At 50.6% G+C, this 16,798-nt stretch carries 13 protein-coding genes and 1 pseudogene; 2 read left to right on the forward strand and 12 right to left on the reverse strand.

What is annotated here, in order from left to right; translation table 11 throughout:
* The 5 genes and pseudogenes from narH to AT687_RS02065 all read right to left on the reverse strand — a co-directional run bounded on the left by narH (position 1) and on the right by AT687_RS02065 (position 8,865).
* The gene (narH, locus tag AT687_RS02050) at positions 1–1,602 is read right to left on the reverse strand and encodes a nitrate reductase subunit beta (protein WP_014302923.1); all 1,602 of its coding nucleotides are present in this window, start codon (positions 1,600–1,602) and stop codon (positions 1–3) included.
* Positions 1,602–5,324, reverse strand: coding sequence for a nitrate reductase subunit alpha (locus tag AT687_RS02055; protein ID WP_014318660.1), 3,723 nt, complete (start codon positions 5,322–5,324; stop codon positions 1,602–1,604). The genes narH and AT687_RS02055 overlap by 1 nt, the downstream gene beginning before the upstream one ends.
* A gap of 39 nt (positions 5,325–5,363) precedes the next feature.
* On the reverse strand, positions 5,364–6,695 hold the full coding sequence (locus AT687_RS02060) for an MFS transporter (RefSeq protein ID WP_014318661.1): 1,332 nt from the start codon (positions 6,693–6,695) through the stop codon (positions 5,364–5,366).
* Between the two features lie 307 nt (positions 6,696–7,002).
* A pseudogene (locus tag AT687_RS12350) lies at positions 7,003–7,152 on the reverse strand (IS1249 family transposase); the annotation flags it as partial.
* A 417-nt stretch (positions 7,153–7,569) separates the two neighbouring features.
* Entirely contained in the window at positions 7,570–8,865 is a 1,296-nt protein-coding gene (locus AT687_RS02065; protein WP_014310005.1) for an MFS transporter, read from the reverse strand.
* A 213-nt stretch (positions 8,866–9,078) separates the two neighbouring features.
* Here AT687_RS02065 and AT687_RS02070 point away from each other — a divergent pair, with 213 nt between their 5' ends.
* Entirely contained in the window at positions 9,079–9,588 is a 510-nt protein-coding gene (locus AT687_RS02070) for a molybdopterin-binding protein (RefSeq protein WP_014310006.1), read from the forward strand.
* On the opposite strand, the gene mobA is transcribed toward AT687_RS02070, so the two are convergent.
* From mobA to AT687_RS02100, 6 genes are all read right to left on the reverse strand, one after another.
* The gene (gene mobA, locus AT687_RS02075; RefSeq protein ID WP_021334864.1) at positions 9,575–10,180 is read right to left on the reverse strand and encodes a molybdenum cofactor guanylyltransferase; all 606 of its coding nucleotides are present in this window, start codon (positions 10,178–10,180) and stop codon (positions 9,575–9,577) included. The genes AT687_RS02070 and mobA overlap by 14 nt on opposite strands.
* Positions 10,158–10,625, reverse strand: a complete 468-nt coding sequence (gene moaC, locus AT687_RS02080) for a cyclic pyranopterin monophosphate synthase MoaC (RefSeq protein WP_014310008.1) — start codon at positions 10,623–10,625, stop codon at positions 10,158–10,160. Before moaC ends, mobA begins: the two co-directional genes overlap by 23 nt.
* A gap of 8 nt (positions 10,626–10,633) precedes the next feature.
* Positions 10,634–11,878, reverse strand: coding sequence for a molybdopterin molybdotransferase MoeA (locus AT687_RS02085; RefSeq protein WP_014318663.1), 1,245 nt, complete (start codon positions 11,876–11,878; stop codon positions 10,634–10,636).
* Positions 11,879–11,902: 24 nt separating this feature from the next.
* On the reverse strand, positions 11,903–12,970 hold the full coding sequence (gene moaA, locus AT687_RS02090; RefSeq protein WP_014318664.1) for a GTP 3',8-cyclase MoaA: 1,068 nt from the start codon (positions 12,968–12,970) through the stop codon (positions 11,903–11,905).
* Positions 12,971–13,078: 108 nt separating this feature from the next.
* Complete coding sequence (gene modA / locus AT687_RS02095; protein ID WP_014318665.1) at positions 13,079–13,828, reverse strand: molybdate ABC transporter substrate-binding protein; 750 nt, start codon at positions 13,826–13,828, stop codon at positions 13,079–13,081.
* 176 nt (positions 13,829–14,004) lie between these two features.
* Complete coding sequence (locus AT687_RS02100) at positions 14,005–14,880, reverse strand: IS1634 family transposase (protein ID WP_014318666.1); 876 nt, start codon at positions 14,878–14,880, stop codon at positions 14,005–14,007.
* A gap of 300 nt (positions 14,881–15,180) precedes the next feature.
* Between AT687_RS02100 and AT687_RS13270 the strand changes: the two genes are divergently transcribed.
* Positions 15,181–15,306, forward strand: coding sequence for a hypothetical protein (locus AT687_RS13270; protein WP_014318667.1), 126 nt, complete (start codon positions 15,181–15,183; stop codon positions 15,304–15,306).
* A 341-nt stretch (positions 15,307–15,647) separates the two neighbouring features.
* Here AT687_RS13270 and AT687_RS02110 read toward each other — a convergent pair whose 3' ends face one another.
* On the reverse strand, positions 15,648–16,715 hold the full coding sequence (locus tag AT687_RS02110; protein WP_014318668.1) for a DUF3800 domain-containing protein: 1,068 nt from the start codon (positions 16,713–16,715) through the stop codon (positions 15,648–15,650).
* Positions 16,716–16,798: the final 83 nt, after the last annotated feature.

A 16,798-nucleotide genomic window follows, 5' to 3' on the forward strand; every position in this document is an offset into this window, starting at 1 on the left:
TTAACTCTTTCGCGGAGGGAACATGGCGGAAGGGCGACTATCAACATCCCATGAGAGAAGTGAAACCTTTCCACCAGCCGAATGAGCAGCTTCTTCATGGCAAGCCGAGGGTGCCCCAACGCCAAGATTATGGAATTCCTCAATGGATTTTGCCGGATTGATTCCCGAAAAATCAGGCAGTGATGCGATTCCTCGTGGTGTTTCCGGAGAAGCCGTTGGAATAACGTAGCGATCGTCGTATTTAGCTACACCCAGCAGATGGTAGAGGTTTTTGATCTCTGCACCCGTTAGGCCGACTGCGGCCGGGATCTCTTCGTTAGCATCGCGCCCCAAAGAGATGTCTCTCATATAAGAACGCATAGCTGCAAGCTTACGAAGCACTTTTTCTACTGGAACAGTATCGCCCGCTGTGAAAAGACCTGCTAGGTAATCTAGCGGAATGCGCATAGTCGAGATGGCGGTTAACAAAATCTTGTGGTCTTCACCGTCATTACCAGTTGCGGTTACTCGATCAACCACTGGGCTGAGTGGCGGAATGTACCACACCATGGGAAGCGTCCGGTATTCGGGGTGCAACGGCAGCGCAACCTCATAACGCGCAATGAGATCCCAGATAGGAGAATTCTGAGCAGCCTCAATCCATGCGTGTGGAATATTTTCCTTCATGGCAGCTTCAATGACCTGCGGATCATGAGGGTCTAGCAGGAGATCCTTCTGTGCTGCGTACAAGTTCTTCACGTCTGGGGTTTGAGCAGCGCTGGCGACTTTATCTGCGTCGTAGAGCAGTACGCCCAAGTAACGCATACGGCCGACGCAAGTTTCGGAGCAGACCGTAGGCTGACCGACCTCAATACGTGGGTAGCACAGGGTACATTTTTCGGCTTTGCCTGTTTTGTGGTTGAAGTAGACCTTCTTGTAGGGGCAACCTGACACACACATGCGCCAACCGCGGCAGCGATCCTGGTCGACTAGGACGATGCCGTCTTCAGTGCGCTTGTACATTGCACCTGAGGGGCACGACGATACGCATGTGGGGTTGAGGCAGTGCTCGCAGATGCGGGGGAGATAGAACATGAAGGCATCTTCGATCTCCTTTTTAACCTCGAGGTTCATCTGCTTGAGGACTGGGTCATCATCAAGTGTTTCATGCGATCCACCGAGGTTATCGTCCCAGTTGGAAGACCAAGAGATGGTGTCAATAGGCTTGCCATCTAGTTGTGAGATTGGGCGAGCCGTTGGCTGAGTCTTTTGTCCTGCGGGAGTAGAGAGAAGCTTTTCGTACTCGTATGTCCACGGCTCGTAGTAATCCTGAATCGTTGGCAGCTTAGGATTGTGAAAGAGCAAACCCAACTTCTTGAGGCGACCGCCTGCACGAGGCTTCAGCTTTCCCTTCTTATCGAGGGTCCAACCGCCTTCCCACTTATCTTGGTTTTCCCAGCCGTAGGGGTAACCCACACCAGGGCGAGTTTCCACGTTGTTAAACCAAATGTATTCGGTGCCTTCTCGGTTGGTCCATGCTTGTTTGCATGTCACTGAGCAGGTGTGACAACCGATACATTTGTCTAGGTTCATGATCATTGCGATCTGTGCCATGACCTTCATTAGTACTGAACCTCCTGAGAACGACGGCGAATACGAGTGACCTCATCACGGTTGTTGCCGGTAGGTCCGATGTAATTGAAGTGGTAGGTCAGCTGGCCGTAACCACCTGCGATGTGCACAGGTTTGATGGTGATTCGTGTCAATGAGTTGTGCGTACCACCGCGACGACCAGTTTTTTCGTTAAGAGGGGTGCCTGCGGTGCGCTCTTGGGCATGATTCATAAAGACCGTGCCTTCTGGGATTCGGTGCGAGACAATCGCACGCGCAGAGACCACGCCGTTACGGTTGTAGGCTTCGATCCACTCGTTATCTTTAACCCCGATTTTCTCGGCGTCTTTATCCGACATCCAAATCACTTGGCCGCCGCGAGAGACGGACAACACGTGAAGGTTATCGAAGTACTGAGAGTGAATTGACCACTTGTTGTGAGTGGTGAGGTATCGAACGGTTACTTCAGGATCGCCGTTTTCTCCGTTGACGAGCTCACCTGGTCGTGTTTCACCGTTGAGGTGTAAGCGGTCTAGTGGCGGACGGAATACCGGTAGCGACTCACCATAATCCATGAACCAGTCATGATCGATGTAATAGTGCATGCGACCTGTCAAAGTATGGAATGGCTTATCGTGCTCGATGTTGATCGAAAACGCTGTATAGCGTCGTCCATTGCGCTTATCAGCAGTCCATTCCGGTGAGGTGAGTACCTCAGCGGGGCGTTCTTTAATGTCATCCCATGAGATGCGTGCATCCCTGTTCGGCTCACCGAGAACCGAAAGATCCTTACCAGTCCTCTTTGACAGGAATTTGAATCCTTCGGCAGCTACCTCGCCATTGGACACACCTGACATGTGCAAGATGGCAGAGATCACCTTGGTAGCAGTATCTAGTCGTGGGCGCGGGCCTATCGACGTTTCCTCGACACCGTTCATCGCAGCAATTTCTTCAACCTGCTTGGACACGTTGAATTTTGTTCCGTGCACGGCTGTTCCCGCAGATGCGGATAGTGGTCCAAGGTGCATCCATTTTTCGTAGATCTTGGAATAATCACGCTCAACGACAGCGAGTTTTGGCATGGTGACGCCTGGTACATAGCCGGTCTTATCGATATCGGGGACGATACCGTTGACCATGGTCATCTCGTCAGGAGAATCATGGTGGCTAGGTGTGGTTACCACGTCATGCTGAACGCCAAGCCAGGTAGCTGCAAGTTCTGAGAACCGGTGTGAGAGGTCCCGGAAAACTTCGAAATCTGTACGAGCCTCCCAAGGCGGGTTAATTGCAGCATTAAACGAATGCAGATAAGGGTGCATGTCGGTAGAAGACATGTCATTCTTCTCATACCATGTTGCAGCTGGCAAAATGATGTCCGATACCAAAGTGGTAGAGGTATTGCGGAAATCGGTGGTGAGCATCAAGTCGAGTTTGCCGTGAGGAGCATCGCGCCACGTAATGCTTTGAGGTCGAGAACCTTCCTTGAGTTCTTCTGCGGAAGCATCGGAATCCACACCCAAAAGATGTCGGAGGAAGAATTCGGTGCCTTTAGCAGAGGATCCCATCAAATTGGTACGCCAGTTGAGGAGAATACGAGGCCAGTTTTCAGGTGCTGACGGGTCTTCGTAAGCAAACTTCATCTCGCCGGATTCGAGCTGGTCCGCAACATAATCGGATACCTCTTTGCCTGCTGCCTTGGCTTCGTCGGCAAGCAAAAGCGGATTGCGGTTGAACTGCGGATAGGAAGGCATCCAACCACGTTTCATCGATTCCACCATGGTGTCCGAGAGCATCTTGTCACCAATCACATTGCGAGATGCGAGAGGGGAACCCAATCGAGACGCATGTGAGTTGTCATAACGCCACTGTTCAGTACCGAAGTAGAAGAAGCCAGTAGTGATCATCTGGCGAGGTGGGCGTACCCAGTCTGTGGCCATGGCGTATTGCTGCCATCCGTTCATAGGACGGAGCTTTTCCTGACCCACATAGTGAGCCCAGCCGCCACCGTTAACACCTTGTGTACCGCACATACTCGTCAGTGCTAGGAAAGTACGGTAGATATTGTCTGCGTGGAAGTAGTGGTTCACACCGGCGCCCATAAGAATCTGGGACCGACCACGAGAATCTGCAGCGCTTTGCGCAAACTCACGGCCTACACGAATAGCCGCAGCCATCGGCACACCAGTGATAGCTTCTTGCCATGCTGGAGTACCCACCTCTGAAGCATCCTCGTAGGATGCTGGCCATGATCCTGGCAGCTGGAGCTCTTCGCGGTTGACACCGTAGTGAGCCAGCATGATATCAAACACGGTGGTGACAAGCTTGCCATCAACGTTACGTACTGGCACACCACGATGAACCACACCTGCACCGATTGGTCCAGAACCATTGATGTCTTCTGGTGAGGCATCAAGATCAAAGCGGGGGAATAGGACCTCTGCAGTTGTGAATTGATCGGTGTCTGCGATCGACATGACCGGATCTACACCGTCGAGAGATAGGTTCCACTTACCTTCTCCGGCCTCGCCCCAGTGGTCAGCCACAGTGCCACCAGGATCGATCACGCGCCCATCACGTTCCATCATCAGATAACGGTGCGTTGCATTCTCAGAAGTATTGAGTGCCGGCTCAGAGACATTCGAAGCAGTGAGAAACTTACCAGGGGTATAAGTACCGTCTTCTCGTCGATCCAGAGTGATCAGGAACCCAGAGTCGGTGAACTTACGCATGTAATCCAAAAAGTAAGGCTCTTGTTTACCTACGTGGAATTCTTTAAGAATGACATGGCCCATAGCGAATGCGAGGGCAGCGTCGGTGCCTGGCTCAATACGAAGCCATTCATCAGCAAACTTGGTGTTATCCGCAAAATCAGGGGAAACGGTAACGATTTTGGTTCCCTTGTAACGCACCTCAGCCATAAAGTGAGCGTCTGGTGTACGGGTCACAGGGATATTAGATCCCCACATCATCAAATAGGCTGAGTTAAACCAGTCACCGGATTCAGGGACATCTGTTTGATCGCCGAAGGTTTGTGGAGATGCTGGTGGGAGGTCTGCGTACCAGTCGTAGAACGATAGTGCTACGCCGCCGATGTTCTGCAAGAATCGTGTGCCGGCGCCATAAGAGACTTGGGACATCGCAGGGATAACCGTAAAACCGGCAATGCGATCAGGTCCGTACTGCCGAATGGTATAAACATGGGCTGCGGAAGCCATCTCGATGGCTTCTTCATAAGGAATACGGATGAGCCCGCCCTTACCGCGCTGAGATATGTAAGCTTCGCGTTTTTCGGGAGTCTCTTGTATCTCTTTCCACGCCAGTACTGGGTCGCCAAGACGCGCTTTGGCCTCGCGGTACATGTCGACCAAAACGCCTCGAGCGTAAGGGTAGCGCACGCGAGTAGGCGAGTAAGTGTACCAAGAAAATGAAGCTCCACGGGGACAACCGCGTGGTTCATAATCAGGCATGTCTGGAGCTGTTGTGGGGTAATCAACGGCCTGAGACTCCCATGTGATCACTCCGTCTTTTACGTAGACTTTCCACGAGCAAGAACCGGTGCAGTTGACGCCGTGGGTAGAGCGAACCATTTTGTCGAAAGCCCAGCGGTTACGGTAGAAAACGTCTGCTTGGCGACCACCCTTAAGGAAGATTTGTTGTCCTTCCTTGCCGGTTTCTCCTCTGCGCACGTAGCTGCCAAGATTAAAGAGGGGATTAACTGAGTTCTGGTCAGTCATCTGTATTCCTTATTTTCTATGGGTGAGAATGAAAAATGTTTAACCAGGGAAAGGCGCATTCGGGCGTGCGTAGAAGACCCAAGTTAGAACTGCACAAAGTGCGAAGAATACGACACAGCCCCAATAAAAGACTGGAGCTCCGAATGAGGAAACCAAAACACCTACGACGAATGGGCCGAATGCTGCGATAGCGGCGGTCCAGCCAATCACTCCGCCTGCTTGACGACGGGGGAAAATCATAGGCATCTGTTTAAAGGTTCCAGCATTCCCCAAACCAGTAAAGAAGAACATCGTGAGCATAGCTGCGAGGAAATACCAGAACTGGCTAGGATCTGTGGGGTGGAGGAACAACGCAGCTACAGCAGTAGAAACTGCCATACCAATGCAGGAAATAAGCGTCCATACTGCACCGCCGAAGCGGTCGCATAGCGGACCCCAAGCAGCGCGGACCGCTGCAGAAATGAGTGGGCCAAGGAAGGCGAAGGTGGCGCCCTTAGGCAAGTCTTCTACAGCGAATGTTTCTGCGAGAGAAGAGTTAACGCCGTAAATATTGTTGACCATCAACGCGAATTGGGCGGCAAAGCCGGAGAATGCACCGAATGTTGCGAGGTAAATCAGCGTCATGACCCATGTGTTGGAGTTGCCAAAAATATCCATTTGCTGGCGGAAATTTGCTTTGACGGGAACATCCTTTAAGTAAATCCACGCAAGGACACCGGCAAGAATTGTCCAAGGAACCATGAAGATAGCAGGTGTATGAACAAATATCTCGCTACCGTCGGTACGTAATTGTGGATTGACGCTGACTCCCCAAAGAGACAGGCCCATGAGCAGCGGTGCGACAAGTTGGATGAAAGAAACACCGAAGTTACCGATTCCGGCTTGTAAACCGAGAGCGGTTCCTGACTTAGCTTTGGGGAAGAAGTAACCGGTCGATGGCATGTAACCGGAGAAGATACCGCCGCCTAAACCGCCAGCGACCGAGAGAACCAGCATCCACCAGTATGGAGTATTGGGGTTAATGACAGCGAAGAACCATCCCAGCATAGGTAGCGCTAGGATGAAGGAAGAGAAGGTCACCATTTTTCTTGTTCCGATGATCGGAGGCAAGAACATAAAGGCTAGGCGGGAAAAACCAGCTGATAAGCCAGATGCTGATGACAGCCAGTAGAGTTGCGATTTTGAGAAGTTAAAGCCAATTTGATTGAGCTGAGGCGCGATGGCCGAAACCAAGTACCACGTCGCAAAACCAATGAATAGAGAATAAGTGGTGATCGCTAGTGTGCGCCACGCAATTTTTGAGTCCCAAGAGTTTGAATCTTCTGGATTCCAGTTTGTAAGAACGCGCCCAGAAATATTGGCGGTTGCCATAAGTTTTTTCTTTCTCGTCGTGATAACACGAGACTTGGATTACATATTAAGGTGTGCAGTGTCTCCGGCTACAGATATGTCTGCATGAAATGATAGTTACATATATGTGATCAAAAATAAAAACTCTATAACGTCAGTTGAGGTGATTATTTCCTGATTTTTTTTCGGAAAAATCAATAACCGCAGGTAACTGAAAGGAGCGTCAGGTGACAGGTTGCAAGTGTATGGATATGGTTTCTGTCACAGTGTGCGGGTTAAGTAAAGAAAAGTGTGTCTGCTCGGCGTGGCGGGCATAAGGAGGTGGGGGCTAGCCGACGGTGCCTTTTTTGATTCCAACGCTGTGACTGTACTCGGTTGAGATAGCGTTGTCATAGAAAGCTCGTCGGCCTGTTTCCTGGTCTGCTTTGTTCTCGTCTGGTTGGGTGAGAGCTGTGACTTTGGCGAGTGCGCCCATTCCCACAGTTTGCCTTGGGATGTTGTTCCGGTTTGTAGATGGTTTTCTCATTTAGGAAGTCGTTGAAGAGGTGCTTTGTCGGCCTTGGTTCGTGGCCTGGAGGTGGTTAGGTGTCTAATGCGACGTTGTGGGTGAACGGTGCATCGTTGGATGGTGGCCAGCAGTTTTGTGTAGTCGGTGGTGCAGAGTGTGCCTAGTGGTTTCTTTAGTAGTGGTGTTGTTCTTCTTCACCGAAAAACACCACCACGGATGCATAGCGCAGTGGTGGCATGAAACTCGGTATTGAGTGGGGTTTTCCTGCGGTGATCATGGGATCGGGACACACTTTTCTTTACTTAACCCCAGTATATTGTGATACTGGATATGTGACTGGCCACACACTCATATGTGAGTGTGTGGCCAGTCATTGAGATTAAATTCCTAATGTTGATAAACCTTCTTGGAATTCTCGTCGGTGTGTGAATCTACCTCCGGACGTATCCGAAGAATAGAGAAATGCATCCATAATGCAGATCCAACAACCAAAACAAAGAGAACGATAAAAGGACTCGTGGACCACCCAGTCCATGCCTTTGTATAAGCAAAAAGTGGAGGAAGGAAGAAGCCGCCTAAGCCGCCGAGCATTCCTACTAGTCCGCCTACCGCCCCTACGTCGTGAGGGAAATATTCTGGAATATGCTTGTAAACAGCAGCTTTGCCGATGCCCATTGCGCACCCAAGTACAAAAATCAACAGGGTAAAGAAATAAATGTTGATAAAGCTCTGGGGGAGGATCAACAACCCAGAAACCGCTGCCATCACAGCAAACGTTTTATACATTGCGCGTCGTGCACCATATTTATCAGCAAACCAGCCGCCGACTGGGCGAAGAAGTGAAGCTGGGAAGATAAAGATTGCGGTAAGCAAGCCTGCGACAGCCAACGTCGCCTCGTAGTTCGAAATATAGTACTTAGGCAACGTTGCAGATAAAGCCACATAGGCACCGAACATCACGACGTAATAGAGGCTAAAACGCCAGACGCGAATTTGCTTCAAAGGTGTCAGCATATCCGCCAATGTTCGATGAGATGCAGATATGCGATCAGTACGAGGAGTGCAGAGCATCATCAAGACAGCGATGATCAGCAGCAGCACGCTGTAAATGATAGGAATGAGGCGCCAACCAGCAGGAATGAAGCCAAGATACGTTGCCCCAGCTGTGCTAGCGATAATGACAGGACCAATAAACTTTGTGACGGACGCACCAACGTTACCGGCGCCGAACACACCCAAGGCGAGGCCCTGTTTGTTCTTAGGGTACCATGCTGAGGTCCATGCTGCGCCAGCAGTAAAGGAGTTGCCACAAAAACCTACGAGGAAGGCTAGGCAGAGGATCATGGTGTAATTCTGGGCAAAAGCTACACCAAGAGAGGCGAGTGCGGAAAAGAGCGTAATTCCCAGCATGACTTTTCGGCCGCCGATTTTATCGGCGAGGATGCCAGCAGGAAGTCGCCACATGGAACCATTTAAGATAGCCACCGCTAGTACCCATGACAGTTGAGTATCGCTGAGGTTGAATTCCTTTTGGATAGGTGTGCCCAAGATTCCGAACATGAGCCATACAGCGAACATCATCGTAAAAGATAATGTTGAGAAAATGAGAACAGATTTTGATCCCATTGGTAAACGCTGACTGTGAGGCGTTGTAGCGGGATCATGAAGGGGATTGTGACTCATGGTGTACTTTCCGAATGAGATTCTTTTGCCGAGTGTTCAAAGAAACGTGCATAGTGTGCAAAAGATAGGGGGTTGGCGTGGGTCACAAACAAAGTCAAGTAGCCGTAGACCTTAGGATGATTTTAACTATGTTGAGTGGTCAAACGAAATTTATGCACCATTAAACCTATGTGATTTATCTATCACGCGAACCTTGAGAAGAAAGGACCACCTATGTCTTCATGTGCTATCACAGCGGCTTTTATTGTCGTATCGGATCGAATTTTTACCTCCCAACGACCCAATAAAGCATCGGCGTTGCTGCACACCCTAGTAAATTCTCCTGCTGCGTCATACCCAATGGACGTCGTGATGGATGAGGTGATTCCAGAAGGATATACCAGTGTGGTGAACGCACTCACCCGTGCGATTGAATCCGGCGCCCACGTCATTATCACTGTCGGTGGAACTGGGATAAGAACTAAGAATCAAACCCCAGAAGCTTCCGCTGAGTTTATTCAGACTCGATTTGAGGGACTTGAACAACAAATCGTGGTTCGTGGGAGTCAGAATACCCCACTGGCTGGTCTTTCTCGTGGACTCGTAGGAGTAACCAGTAGAGACGAACAAGCTGCTTTGATTATTAACGCGCCAAGTTCTCAAGGTGGAATCAAAGATACTTGGTCGGTCATTGGTCCCGTAATCCCCAATATCTTTGAAGGGCTACGGGCTACTGAAGACTAATGCTGCCAAGTTCTTGTAACTCGGCGGGAGTATCGTAGTCACGCGTAGCAATACCCACCGGTACTCCAAGAGAGCACAGCGAAGGCGTACGTAGTAGCGCCTTCGCAGCTTGATCTCTAGGTGAATCAAAGGCAGCCAAACAGCGACGTAGCGCAGCGTTCCTCCATATCGTGAGAAGCGGTTGAATATGCCCCTTGTATAGCCCATAAGCCACATCGACGTCGGGGTTATTGTTGAGTACTGAAACTAACTGCGGGCACTCTTTCGGACTCAAGGGGGCATCGACTGCCACAATGCCGATATAACCCGATGCGCACGATAGGGAGTCCACTCCTGCAGCAATCCCTGCTACTGGGCCACCAAAAGCTGGATACTCGGATACTTGACGAATATGGTGGGGCAGAGTGAGATCAGCACCAGAAACAACGATCGGCTCATAACCTATTGTCTGCACTTCACGAATGCACATGTCGATAAGCCGTTCGTCATTGACCCTAACTTGAGCTTTGTCACTTCCCATACGGCGGCTATGTCCGCCGGCAAGAATGATGATGGAAACCGCAGGTTTGTCAGAGTTCGCGAGACCAATCACCTGATCGGCCTCCTGACTTAGCCACGATGCCGCACTTTCCGATATAGGCACTACGATCGACCCCCTTCACCATGTCGATGATGGTCAAAGCTGCGACAGTAACTGCTGTTAACGCTTCCATTTCTACTCCAGTACGGTCTGCCGTACGCACCGTTGCCTCCAAAGCAACCCGGTTGTTTTCGATTGCAATGTTCACTTCACAACCATGGACCCCAATGGTATGAGCTAAGGGAAGTAACTGAGGAACTTGCTTTGCTGCAGAAATACCAGCAATACGTGCGCACGCTAGTACATCCCCTTTGGGAACGGTTCCAGAAATCAAAGCCTCGAGGATTGCCTGCGAGCAAATGACCTCACCTTGAGCTGTTGCACTTCGGACAGTGGGCTGTTTCTGAGTGACATCAACCATATAAGCGGTTCCGGCATCATTAAGGTGAGTAAACATATTTTCTCCTAGAAATTAAGTGGAATAATTTTCGGTCCTTGATCAGAAGCTACAGGGACATGAATGAAGGCATTAACACCTGCGAGCGAACCAACGAAATGTGAAGCGTAGGGAACTGGAGTGACGGAAGCACTTTTGTGTAAATCGAAAATAGCCGGCACAAAAATGTCTCTATCCTGAGCGAGCGGAAGTGTCCCTGTGATTGGAGCCTGAAACGACGTGAGAGGCTGCGGTTGCATCCCAGATAATGTCTGAATGACAGGTCGAGCGAACAAATGGAATGACACGAAAGAACTCACCGGATTTCCAGGTAGGCAAATTACGATGGCATTGCCCACAGTCCCTCTACCTTGAGGTTTACCGGGTTTCATCAACACTTTTCCGAACCACATAGAAGAGGTTTCTTGAGTGCGATCACTGGAAAGCGATTCTTTAACGACGTCAAAAGCACCTGCTGAGATTCCGCCACTGGTAATGATGAGATCTGAAGTAGCAGCAGCCTCTGCTACCGCGAGGGAGAACGCGTCCGGATCATCAGAGACCCTTAACACGCGCGCTGTGGCAAGGCGAGTGTCGTTAACCATGTGAGCCAACATTGATGAGTTGGAATCCGGAATCTGAGACTCATCTAACGTATCAGAGCAGGTGGGATCAGTTAATTCGTTACCCGTAGCAATGACGGTCACCCGTACCGTTGGGAAAACCTCTACTTCGTGGACACCTCCCGATATCAAGGCTGCCAGCGTGCCTGCGTCGATAAGCGAATGCGCGGAAGCAATGCGATCACCGACCCCAACGTTTTCTCCACGGTAACGAATATTTTCCTCTTCGGAAGGCACCGAGCTGTCAATCGTGACGTACTGCGGGCATTCTATAGGGCCGGCAGGTATATCAGTCTTTTCCACCGGTACGACGGTCAAACCGGAACCGATGATGGCTGAACCAGTCATGATTCTCACAGCATGCCCAGCTGGCACCTCGACTGGAGGTGCACCAGCAGGAACATCACCTGCCACAGGCAATGTCCAAGGACCAGAGCCACGAAGATCCTGGGTGTGAACTAGAAAACCATCCATTGCCGAGTTATTCATCGGTGGAATCGGGAGTTGAGCTTCAACGTCTGAAGCTAAAACAGGGAGAGTAGCTACGGTATTACAGTCTTGCACGCGGAACTTTTGAGTACGTCGACGCGTTACTGCAGTAGTCGCTAGCTCGATACATGCATCACGGTGCTCTGTAGGGGTGATCATCATCATGAGTCCTTAGTGAGAAGCTAATTAACCGCCGATAGCAGACATCGTGCGTGTAGGTTGGATGAAGTCTGTCTGGTTAATTCCATGACCGCGTTTTTTATCCCAAGCATTCAGCCGCCACGCCGCCACAATATCATCGTCAGTTGCACCATGACGCATGAGATCACGTAACGAGACTTCCTCGTTGGCGAACAAACAATTGCGTACCGCACCGTCGGCCGTCAAACGAGTGCGATCACAGCCAGCACAGAACGGCTTTGTTACCGCGGCAATCACACCGATGTGCCCATGGAAATCATCGTAGGATGCCTTCCACAGCTCTGCCGGTGCATGGCCGCGTGGTTGTGAGGACGCCGTGAGCGATATTTCTTTAGATAAAGCGCCGATAATGTCTTCGGCAGTGATCATTTCTTTTTTATCCCAATTGCGACCTGCACCAATGGGCATTTGCTCGATGAAACGTAGCTGGAGTCCACGCGATAAACAGAACTTGGCAAGAGGAACAATCTCATCTTCGTTAATACCTGGCATAATCACCGTGTTGATCTTGATGGGCGAAATACCGCTCGCAATGGCAGCATCTATTCCTGCTAAGACACTGTCTAGTCGATCTCGCCTGCTAAGTGAGAAATATGTTTGAGGATGTAAAGAATCCAAGGAAATGTTGATTCGATCAAGTCCTGCTTCGACTAATGCGTGCATCCGCTTATCTAGTCCAAGACCATTGGTCGTTAGTGCGATACTAGGACGCGATCCATCAGAAGCTGTTAAAGAACTGGTGGCAGAAATAATGTCTTCCAAGGACTTCCGTAACAATGGCTCGCCGCCAGTAAAACGAATGGAACGCACACTAAGTCGAGTCACAGCGATAGTAACTAGCCGAATGACCTCGTCATCTGTCAATACATCTGGGGTTGGCATCCAATGCAAGCCCTCTTCTGGCATGCAATAAGTACACCGGAGATTACATTTATCCGTGAGTGATACACGCAGATCAGTGGCTTGACGTCCGAATTCATCTACAAGTTCATAAGAAGGAAGTTGTACGGAAGGAACGGCCGAGCGAGGGCTGGGATTATGCGCAGAAAGCATGAAGATATCAACCTAGCATTTCGTGATTCACTCAGAACGTAGTAAACAAGACTAAAACGACTCTAACAGCAGGGGGACGGATTCGGTTAAAATGTTGTAGATAAGAAGCTACTGTAGAGCGATAAAACCATGATCTCGCCATATCGGTGCCATATTCTTGGAGGCCAAAAGCTCAGTGATACGGCGAGCCTCGTCGGGGTGCTCTGAATGAGTTACTACTGCTGCATATAGAGTGTTAGCATAACTATCCGATTCTGGGATGTCTACTATTGTCACCGAATCCTTAGCAGCAATTGCATCCGTACGGTACACCCACCCTGCGTCTGCTTCACCTGAGACGACCTTGCCCAAAACATCAGACACTGAATTTTCTAGAGATACCGGCGACAATGAGAGATGGTTAGCACGTAGAAGCTCCTGGCTAATCTTCCCGCAGGGCACTTGTTTATCACAGAGCACAACTTTGGCGTCGTCGATGTTGTGAATACTCGTGATACCTGCACGGTTCTGTTTTGGAACGACCATCACCATATGGTTGCGGGCAATAGCAATGGGGTCGCTGACGCTCCCTTGAGCAACAGCTGCATCCATACTGCGTTGATCAGCTGAAATAAAAACATCACCCGGTGCCTGATCGTGCAGCTGCTGGACGAGCGTTGATGAGCCAGCGTTGACAAAATCGAGCATCACATTCAGATTCTCATCTTTGATCAATGCTGCGAGATCATCATTGATCACCCGAGAAGACGCTGCTCCAAAGATATGGACGTGAGTCTGGTCAGTGGATCGGGGTGCAGGTGAGCAACCTGTTGCCAGTGCTATGCAACACATAGCGGCAGTGATTCGCAAGAATTTCATGAATTTACTCCTAGTGATATGAGGAAGCGGGGGCTTATGGGCGGAAGAGAATAACAGACACTGCGGTCGGACAAGAATCCGCAGGTATCCGAGCTAATGCGTTGGTACGAATTATGATACTAATCAAAATGCGAAGCAAAGGGGGGCAGCGGTAATTTGAGCATGCGGCGTGAGACTCAAAAACACCGGTACAAAATTTTCCCGTGCCCCAGATGCTGGGAGGCCACTATGATCTTCGACCTGAAGAGCATCCCACGAGGACGAGGACGTGGGAAGACTGGCGAGCTCACTGGATTTCCAGGGAGGCACAGAATGGTCGTCGAGTCGATCTGTGCGCAGCCTTGTGGCTTTCCTAGTTGCATAGAAACGTGGCCGAAACAAAGGGAGTCATCCGCTGCTATTGAGTATGAAGAAAGTATCTCTTTGACAACATCAAGGCGTTTTTGATGTGGTAGAGCTCGTGGTAAAAATAATGACATCTCGACCAGACAACTGCTCCTAGGAGCATCTTTCGGACCCATGGCCTTAGTAGATTCCACGACTTCGTAGGTGTCGGTGCGTTTCGACCATTCTTCCAGGTCATCATCGCTCATCGTGACCATGTGCGGGGCTTTCTTCAACCGGTCGGCGACGATGTAGTCAATGCCAGCAGCATCGAGTGCATCCAAGTTCCTAGCCGATAACATCGCAGCGTCTGCAACCACAGTAAGGCCCTGTAGATCGTGGGCGTGTTGGTACGTGGGCATCATCGGGATAAGCGTGGTGGTCTCTGCCGTACGCCCGTGGAAGAAGTCGATGTGGAGTGGGAAACCATTGTTGTCGGTGACTAGGCCAACAATGATCTGTGGGTCAACGCGGCGTTTTTTACGCATCCCGATTGCGCGGAGCTCGTCTTCCTTCGGGGTTTCGAAATACAGTGTCGTCACGTCATAGAGGACCATAGTCACGTGGTGGTGCTGGCGAACATAGGCGTGACATTGACGGGAAGTGTGCTGGTAGTAGTCGTGTTCGATGCACCTTTTAAAGCTGTTGTAGACCGTGTTGTAGTGCATCGGCACCCGTCCTAATTCGCCGATGATGCGGGGATCACTGATTTCATCAAACCCAAGCTTGCGGTAAACACCGTCAAGGACATCCCAGACAAGGCATGCTGGTCAGGCAACAACCTGGGGACTGCGAGCAGCCGGTGAACTAGAATGTGCCCTAGAACTATCGGTAGTCGATGCACCTGTAGTGGTGAAATCGAGGGCGCTTTGGTCTGAGTTAGCCGTGTTGTGATAGTTGCTGATATCCCCCATACGTGGACGAGACCGTGCCGGTGGTTCAACACCGATATCCAATGTTAGCTGGGCATGTGTATCAAGGAAATCTTCGGCTTGGTCGATGAGATGATCCAACGACAAGCCATTGTGGGCGGTACCGAAGTGTTTGAGAACTTCGATCCTGCCGGCCCTGTCTACCACGGCCTTAGTCCGTGAAAACGCCCCTTCCAGCACAGCATAACCCTAGGCCATAGTGCTACGACTGAGAAAACCTCGGATTTGTTGTGAAAGTCAGGTCGCATGGCTGACTCGCGGAGTGAGGCGTTTGCGCTACATCGGCACCGTCAAAAACGATGCTTGGCTTCATCTGAGAGCCACCGAGCTAAACCTCAACCGGCTCCTAGCCTTAGGACTAACCCGCACCCAGACCGGATGCGATATCCCTAACCCGAAACGGGCCTTGTCCCGAACAAATGCCGGAATAAGACCCATCCCAACCAATTCTTCAGCAGTCTCCTAGGGCTCTTGCCAAAGAGCCGCTACCACAAAAACTGTGGTCACCCTATGGTTTTTCTATCGTTGCTGGTATCGGGTGAGCCATGTCGGATTTGTTCCAGTTTGGCTTTGAGCTCGTCAGAGCCAGCGTCGATAAGCCGTTGAAACATCTGGGAGTTCTTTTCCTTGTTCCTGGCGTCTCGGACTTCTTTGCGCTGCTCCCTTTCCCAAAAGCGTTGTGCCACGACGAGCCCATTGGGAAAACAACGAGAATGCATCGATGTGGCGTTTGACCAGATGATTGAATTTTCTGTTGGCTTAGCACGATTGAAAATGTCGCGGCCGACATCGACGGCCCACGAAAAGTCTGAATACTCAGCGAAATGATAATCCGTCAATCGTCCGAGTAGAGCACACGTCCAATCCGCGAGCTGCACGGTGTTGTAGAGATGGCTCTCAGTTTGGAGGGGCACTTCGATAATGCTTTTGTTTGTCGAGTTGTTACGCGTGTAAATCGTGGCGCCCAAAGTCGCAACGGCGCGTTCGCGGTTATCCGTATCTGTTGCGTCCATGATGACAAGCATCTTCTCGTTACGATCGTGAGCAATCGTTCCTAGTCGGTTGATTGCTTGGATCAAGCAGTGGCTTTCTCGGTCCTGCGACGTCTCGTGGGTTTCGCTTACGGGACCGACCGGCTTCTGCTGTCCGTAAAAGAAGAGTTGCCCCTCGAGCTTCCCGAGTTTGCCATAGATGCGGCGCAGAGCCGGCACCATCTCGTCCTCATAGTTTCGGAAATTATTGGACGTGAGAAGCGCGGAACCCTTCTTTTCCCACTGATCTGCAGGAACTTCTGATCGCGACAGCTCCCAGGCGAGGAGATTTTCCTTAATATATTTGAAGTAGCCGCCCATCTTGCGGACGTTCTCAGCAGGCAAAATGTATCCTGCGTAGCCAAAACAAGGATGGGTGTTGAACTTCGGATGAGCGTGGCGGATGTAGGGGCCTTGGTGTCCAAATTCGTCGAGATAAGCAATAAGTATGAGCGTCCTCGTGATATGCTCAGTGGCCAAATCACTTAAAGCGATTTGGCCACCGGAATTAGCGCGAAACGTGTGTTGCAACGCCGCCACTCGTTTATGATCTTACCGGGGTTTGACCTCGGAAGCAAGCGTCCCGTTTCAAGAGGGTTGAGCTAGCCCGAGTTTGATAGAGG

Source organism: Corynebacterium diphtheriae (assembly GCF_001457455.1).
GTDB lineage: Bacteria > Actinomycetota > Actinomycetes > Mycobacteriales > Mycobacteriaceae > Corynebacterium > Corynebacterium diphtheriae.

Bases quoted from the DNA above. Each gene is read 5' to 3' on its own strand.
- narH (WP_014302923.1), bottom strand. From the start codon at position 1,602: ATGAAGGTCATGGCACAGATCGCAATGATCATGAACCTAGACAAATGT.
- AT687_RS02055 (WP_014318660.1), bottom strand. From the start codon at position 5,324: ATGACTGACCAGAACTCAGTTAATCCCCTCTTTAATCTTGGCAGCTAC.
- AT687_RS02060 (WP_014318661.1), bottom strand. From the start codon at position 6,695: ATGGCAACCGCCAATATTTCTGGGCGCGTTCTTACAAACTGGAATCCA.
- AT687_RS02065 (WP_014310005.1), bottom strand. From the start codon at position 8,865: ATGAGTCACAATCCCCTTCATGATCCCGCTACAACGCCTCACAGTCAG.
- AT687_RS02070 (WP_014310006.1), top strand. From the start codon at position 9,079: ATGTCTTCATGTGCTATCACAGCGGCTTTTATTGTCGTATCGGATCGA.
- moaC (WP_014310008.1), bottom strand. From the start codon at position 10,625: ATGTTTACTCACCTTAATGATGCCGGAACCGCTTATATGGTTGATGTC.
- AT687_RS02085 (WP_014318663.1), bottom strand. From the start codon at position 11,878: ATGATGATCACCCCTACAGAGCACCGTGATGCATGTATCGAGCTAGCG.
- moaA (WP_014318664.1), bottom strand. From the start codon at position 12,970: ATGCTTTCTGCGCATAATCCCAGCCCTCGCTCGGCCGTTCCTTCCGTA.
- modA (WP_014318665.1), bottom strand. From the start codon at position 13,828: ATGAAATTCTTGCGAATCACTGCCGCTATGTGTTGCATAGCACTGGCA.
- AT687_RS02100 (WP_014318666.1), bottom strand. From the start codon at position 14,880: ATGCACTACAACACGGTCTACAACAGCTTTAAAAGGTGCATCGAACAC.
- AT687_RS13270 (WP_014318667.1), top strand. From the start codon at position 15,181: ATGTGTATCAAGGAAATCTTCGGCTTGGTCGATGAGATGATCCAACGA.